The 6,000-nt window shown below is 54.6% G+C and carries 5 protein-coding genes and 1 tRNA gene; 1 reads left to right on the top strand and 5 read right to left on the bottom strand.

Going from position 1 to position 6,000, the window contains the following annotated elements; translation table 11 throughout:
- Positions 1–441: 441 nt before the first annotated feature.
- From NIG5292_RS07905 to NIG5292_RS07885, 5 genes are all read right to left on the bottom strand, one after another.
- Positions 442–1,431, bottom strand: coding sequence for a 5-oxoprolinase subunit C family protein (locus NIG5292_RS07905; protein WP_048598970.1), 990 nt, complete (start codon positions 1,429–1,431; stop codon positions 442–444).
- Positions 1,431–2,090 carry a 5-oxoprolinase subunit B family protein gene (locus NIG5292_RS07900; RefSeq protein ID WP_048598969.1) on the bottom strand — a complete coding sequence of 220 codons (660 nt, stop codon included), beginning with the start codon at positions 2,088–2,090 and terminating at the stop codon, positions 1,431–1,433. Before NIG5292_RS07900 ends, NIG5292_RS07905 begins: the two co-directional genes overlap by 1 nt.
- A gap of 3 nt (positions 2,091–2,093) precedes the next feature.
- On the bottom strand, positions 2,094–2,849 hold the full coding sequence (locus NIG5292_RS07895; protein WP_048598968.1) for a LamB/YcsF family protein: 756 nt from the start codon (positions 2,847–2,849) through the stop codon (positions 2,094–2,096).
- Positions 2,850–2,937: 88 nt separating this feature from the next.
- A tRNA-Arg gene (locus tag NIG5292_RS07890) sits at positions 2,938–3,014 on the bottom strand.
- Positions 3,015–3,125: 111 nt separating this feature from the next.
- The gene (locus NIG5292_RS07885) at positions 3,126–3,437 is read right to left on the bottom strand and encodes an ETC complex I subunit (RefSeq protein ID WP_048598967.1); all 312 of its coding nucleotides are present in this window, start codon (positions 3,435–3,437) and stop codon (positions 3,126–3,128) included.
- Positions 3,438–3,725: 288 nt separating this feature from the next.
- On the opposite strand from NIG5292_RS07885, the gene uvrB reads away from it, so the two are divergent.
- A complete protein-coding gene (gene uvrB / locus NIG5292_RS07880) occupies positions 3,726–5,939 on the top strand; it encodes an excinuclease ABC subunit UvrB (RefSeq protein ID WP_048598966.1) in 2,214 nt (737 codons plus the stop codon).
- The last annotated feature ends 61 nt before the right edge of the window (positions 5,940–6,000 follow it).

Raw genomic sequence — 6,000 nt, 5'->3', positions numbered from 1 at the left:
ATCTCGGTAATGGATACATCACCGCAGTCTGCCATCGCTGTGGTCCCCATAAGGCCCATCGAAGTCGCGGCAACAACGCCAAGTAATGTCTTTTTCATTTCAGTCTCCCGTTTGAACTTCAGCACGTTCGTTTTAAGTGAAGTTTCCCTTCACGCGCGCCATTGCACTTAGCCTTTAACAACGAGACCTGAGCTACAAGGGGGATTCGGTCAAAAAACGTCAAAAATGTCGTTTTGTGCATCTGCACAGCCAAAACCGACAGTGATCCGCCCATTTACTACACATTCAGACCTGTGAATTGCATTTCAACGGTCATTCACAGATCAATCGGAAGCGCATTAGCGACATGCCCATCGCTAAAGTCCCCAAGATTCCTCATAAATTCGCAGTTTTTTACTCTCACACAAATTTTTTCAGCTCGAAATTTACTAACTAGCGCGACTAATTTTCTGATCCGGCCACAGCGCCACTGATCAAATTCATTTGCATTAGCTTCTCATCCAAACTGGCCCGTGGTGCTGCGCAAACGTCCAAAAACGACACACGTGCTTCTGCAACAGTTCGGGCGTGAATAACTGCCTCCTCCGGCGTAACTGTTTGAAACGAAATCTGTGCACCTGAGCGCATTTGGGCAACCCGATCAGTCTCGCAAGACAAAACAGTCGCAATCTTGGGATAGCCGCCCGTTGTTTGATGATCCGCCAACAAAACAGTCGGCACACCGTCGCCCGCCACTTGGACAGAGCCACGCACGATCGGCTCGGACGGGATGCCCAGCGCCTCATTCAACACAACCGACGGCCCATCAAGGCGAACCCCCATGCGGTCAAACGCATCCGTCAGTTCATACGTACTGCCCAAAAACACGTCCGCCGCGTCATCCGCAAAATGACGGCCCTGTGGACTTGGCGTCACCAAAACAGGCGTGGCTTGATCAGGCTGTGGGGGCGCGTCATAGCTGCCTTCACGGGCGCTACGCACCTCCGCGTTTTCGATACGCAGCACATCTCCCGTGCGAACGGCACCGCCACCAAGCCCTGAAATCGCGTGGGTCGCAAAACTGTCCAACCACTTTGGTCGCGCCAGATCACCTGCAAAAGCCAGATAACACCAACTCCCCCATGTGCCCGCCTGAACACGCAGCCGATCACCTGCACGCAGCGTTGCCACGTGCCAGCCCCCTGCAAAACCACCACCGGCTTGGGCATAGCTGACCTCGCCCTCAACACATTCAAGCACGAGCCCGCCCAACGACACTTCAATCGCCGCAGCATCTGCACGATTTGCAATCATCACCTGCGCCGCAGCAAACGCCAGCCGGTCCATAGGACCAGATGCTGGAACTCCGTAGCGCATATGGCCAAAGCGACCTGCGTCTTGGACAGTGATCAATGGGCCAGCGGCGACCACTTTCAGAACAGCCACCGCCATTACACACCCAGCTCCGCACGGCTGATCCGCTCATAGACCACACGGTCCCCAACCTTGAACACAAATGGATCAGGCGCATCGCTTTCAATCACGTCGAACCCAGAGCGTCCAATGACCCACCATCCCGTCGGCATTGTCAGTGTCGTAATCAAAGACTGCGCGCCAGAAATGATAATGCTGCCTTTTGGAATATCGCGTACCGCTGCAGGTTTGCGCGGCAAGTGAATGCTTTGTGGCAGACCGCGCAAATAGGCATAGCCTGGTGAAAACCCGTACATCTCAACCCGCATTTCAGAACCCAAATGCGCTGCAATAACTGCCTCGACACTCTGGTTTGTCAGTCTCGCCACTTCCAGCAAATCAGGGCACAATTCCGGATCATAACAAACAGGCACACGGTGGACCTGAGGCGTTCTGCTGGCGGCAACATCTGGCTTTAACGCCTGAACAGCCGCCGTAACCGCGCCGTGATCCGTTTGAATAGGGTCAAATGCCACCAACAAATTAATCAACGCGGGCACGACCTCAACCACGCCTTTGATATCTGCCGCCGCGATTGCCTCATCCAAAGCGCAAATCGCTGCATGGGTCCGCTCGTCTGCGACCTCCGCAAGTTGAAAGAGCACCGCCCCTTCACCAACTGACGTTGCTTTCATCATTACTTAGCCTTGGATAAACGAGCGAATTTCAACGCCCTGCGCCGTCAAACGCTTCCGTATTTGCGAGGCCATCTCAACGGCTGCTGGCGTGTCGCCGTGCACGCAAATTGAGTGCGCCTCAAGAGCAATAGATCCACCACCGAGCACCGGCATTTCACCGCTCTCCAAGAATGCAATCAACCGGTCAGCCGCGAAAACAGGATCATGTATCACCGCACCTTCCTCGCTGCGCGGCACCAACTCGCCGTTGGCCTGATACGCGCGGTCGGCAAATATTTCCGAGTAAACCTGATGATCCCGCGCCTTGGCTTGCTGTTCAAGCACCGTTCCGGAAATCGCCAAAACAGGCAGTGCGCCAACCCCATCAAGAATGGCATTCGAAACCTCCACATCCCGCGCAGCCAAATTAGCAAGAGCACCGTGCGGCTTAACGTACGCGACACGCGCCGAGGTCAATTGCGCAACCCCGCTCAAAGCCCCAATTTGTGCTGCAACCATATGAGTGATCTGCGCAGCCGCCATCGGAATAACGCGGCGCCCAAAGCCAAGTGGGTCCGCATACCCGGGATGCGCGCCAACACAAACCCCGTTTGACGCCGCTTCACCAAGTGTGGCGTGCATCGTGTCGGGATCACTTGCGTGCCCGCCACATGCCACATTCGCGCTGCTTACCAACCCCAATATCCGCTCATCATCGCCCATCTGCCAAGGGCCATAGCCCTCACCAAGATCAGAATTAAGATCAATATACTTTGTCATGAGACAGCGTCCTTAAGTGAGGTGGCCGGGTTTCACCGCCATCAAAGACATTTACCGTGCGGGGTACAAGAGGTGGGGAGAAAAACACTGGCGATCCCTGAAGGACTCGAACCCTCAACCTGCTGATTAGAAGTCAGCTGCTCTATCCAGTTGAGCTAAGGGACCGCTTGGGTGTTGGCATAGCGCTTTGGGTGCAAGCTGCGCAAGGGTGGTGTGCGTTTGTTTATACTCAGTTACTGCTTCGTAAGTTCCGAACACCAGAAACGGCAGGTAACCTTAGTGCGTCCAAGCGCCTCGGCGGTTGACTGCGAAATTCTCGGAATAACCGGCAGCGCGCACGTTAGGGCGGCGCGTTTTAGGCTCTTGCACAACTGCCTCAATACCGTTGTCGCGCGCATAATCGACCGCATCTTCTTTGCTGTCGAACGTCAGCTTCACTTGGCTTTGGGTGTCATCAGATGAGGTCCAGCCCATCAGCGGATCCACATCGCGCGACGAGGCTGCAGCAAATTCCAGCACCCATTTACGCGTTTTTGCTGTGCCCGAAGACATGGCAGTTTTTGCTGGCTTATAAATACGTGCGCGCATGGTGAACCCTCAGACGTTGGCTGATGCCTATATCCATAACTCTGCGGGTAAATGCAATATCTGGCATACATCGGTTTGAACTAAGGTTTGACGCTGAAGCGAAAACTCTGAAACGACCGTGGGAGATAGGGGAATGAACCGCTCAGTCCAGGTTACACTCCAGCGCCTACCAGTATCATATTCCAATTTTCGCATTTAAGCTAGCTATTTGTTTGATCAACATCCAGCGGCTCCCTTGAACCCACGGCAGAAGGCGTCACATTGTATGATGACCAAAGGGAATCGCTCATGTCTTACGCCCATTCAGATAGCCAGCCACCACGCCCGACAGCGCCCGTTTTGGCAAATCCCGCGCCAGACGTGAAAACCCGTGACAAGCTGGAGGGCGGCATTTCATTCAAGCTCAACACCGAGTTTGAACCCGCGGGCGACCAACCCACGGCCATCAAAGAACTGTCGACTGGTGTGCTGAACGGCGATCGCGATCAGGTGCTGCTTGGCGCAACAGGCACCGGCAAAACATTCACCATGGCAAAAGTGATTGAGCAAACGGGACGCCCCGCGATCATCCTTGCGCCTAACAAAACGCTGGCCGCCCAACTTTATGGGGAGTTCAAGGGCTTCTTTCCCGATAACGCGGTCGAGTATTTCGTCAGCTATTATGACTACTATCAACCGGAAGCCTATGTAGCGCGCTCTGATACTTACATCGAAAAAGAAAGCCAGATTAACGAGCAAATTGACCGTATGCGCCACTCTGCAACCCGTGCGCTTTTGGAACGTGATGACGTTATTATCGTGGCGTCCGTGTCGTGTATTTACGGCATCGGTTCGGTCGAAACCTACGGGGCCATGACCCAAGATATCCACGTGGGCAAAATGTACGATCAGCGTCAGGTAATCGCTGATCTGGTCGCCCAACAATACAAACGTAACGACGCGGCGTTTCAGCGTGGCACGTTTCGCGTGCGCGGAGATAGCCTTGAAGTCTTCCCTGCCCACCTTGATGACCGTGCGTGGCGGCTATCTTTCTTCGGCGAAGAATTGGAAACCATTACTGAATTCGACCCACTGACTGGTGAGAAAACAGATACGTTCGACAAAATCCGCATTTACGCCAACAGTCACTACGTCACGCCAAAACCGACGATGCAACAGGCGATTACGGGCATCAAAAAGGAACTGCGGGTTCGGCTTGATCAGTTGGTGGCAGATGGCAAATTGCTTGAAGCACAGCGCCTTGAGCAGCGCACGAATTTCGATCTTGAGATGTTGGAAGCCACTGGGGTTTGCAACGGGATCGAGAACTATTCACGCTATCTGACGGGCCGCGCACCGGGCGAGCCGCCCCCCACACTTTTTGAATTCATCCCAGACAACGCCATTGTTTTCGCCGACGAGTCCCATGTTTCTGTGCCGCAGATCGGCGGCATGTACAAAGGTGACTTCAGACGCAAAATGACGCTGGCGGAGCACGGCTTCCGCCTTCCGTCTTGCATGGACAACCGCCCCCTCAAATTTGAGGAATGGGACGCGATGCGGCCCCAGTCTGTTTTTGTTTCTGCCACCCCAGCCGCTTGGGAAATCGAACAAGCAGGCGGCGTATTCACAGAACAAGTCATCCGCCCCACAGGCCTTTTGGACCCTGTCATCGAAATTCGCCCCGTTGAGACACAGGTGGATGACCTTTTGGATGAAATTCGCCGTGTTGCGGCGGATGGCATGCGGGTGCTGGCCACGACATTGACCAAGCGCATGGCCGAGGACCTGACGGAGTATCTGCACGAACAAGGGATTCGCGTACGCTACATGCACTCAGACATCGATACGATTGAACGGATTGAGATTTTGCGCGACCTGCGCCTTGGGGCATTTGATGTGCTTGTTGGCATCAACCTGCTGCGTGAGGGTCTCGACATTCCCGAATGTGGGCTTGTGGCAATTCTCGATGCGGACAAAGAGGGTTTTTTGCGCTCTGAGACGTCACTGGTACAGACCATCGGCCGCGCCGCGCGAAACGCCGAAGGCCGCGTGATCATGTACGCGGATAAAATTACCGGCAGCATGGAACGCGCCATGGGCGAAACCGAACGCCGCCGCACCAAGCAAATTGCGTATAACGAAGAGCATGGCATCACACCTGAAACAGTGAAGAAAAACGTCGAAGACGTGCTGGCTGGTCTCTACAAAGGTGACGTGGATATGAACCGCGTGACCGCAACCATCGAAAAACCGATGGCCGGTGATAATCTTGCGGCACATCTTGATGGGCTGCGCGAAGACATGCGCAAAGCCGCCGAAAACCTTGAGTTTGAAGAAGCCGCCCGCCTGCGTGACGAGGTGAAGCGCCTTGAGACTGTAGATTTGGTGGTGTCCGACGATCCTCTGGCCCGCCAAGCAGTTGTTGAGAAAGCCGTTGATGATGCGCAAAAGGCATCCGGCCGCTCAACCGCAGGACGTGCGGGGCAACGGGGCGGAACAAAGCGCAGCAAACGGCGTTAGATCGCCTTTTGACAAAACGAACATACGCAGCGGGTTTTTCACCGCTGCGTAACTGAGCGTT

Source organism: Nereida ignava (assembly GCF_001049735.1).
In the GTDB taxonomy this organism is placed as follows: Bacteria; Pseudomonadota; Alphaproteobacteria; order Rhodobacterales; family Rhodobacteraceae; genus Nereida; species Nereida ignava.
The sequence above is the reverse complement of the archived record's forward strand: the minus strand, read 5'-3'. Positions and strand labels throughout refer to the sequence as shown.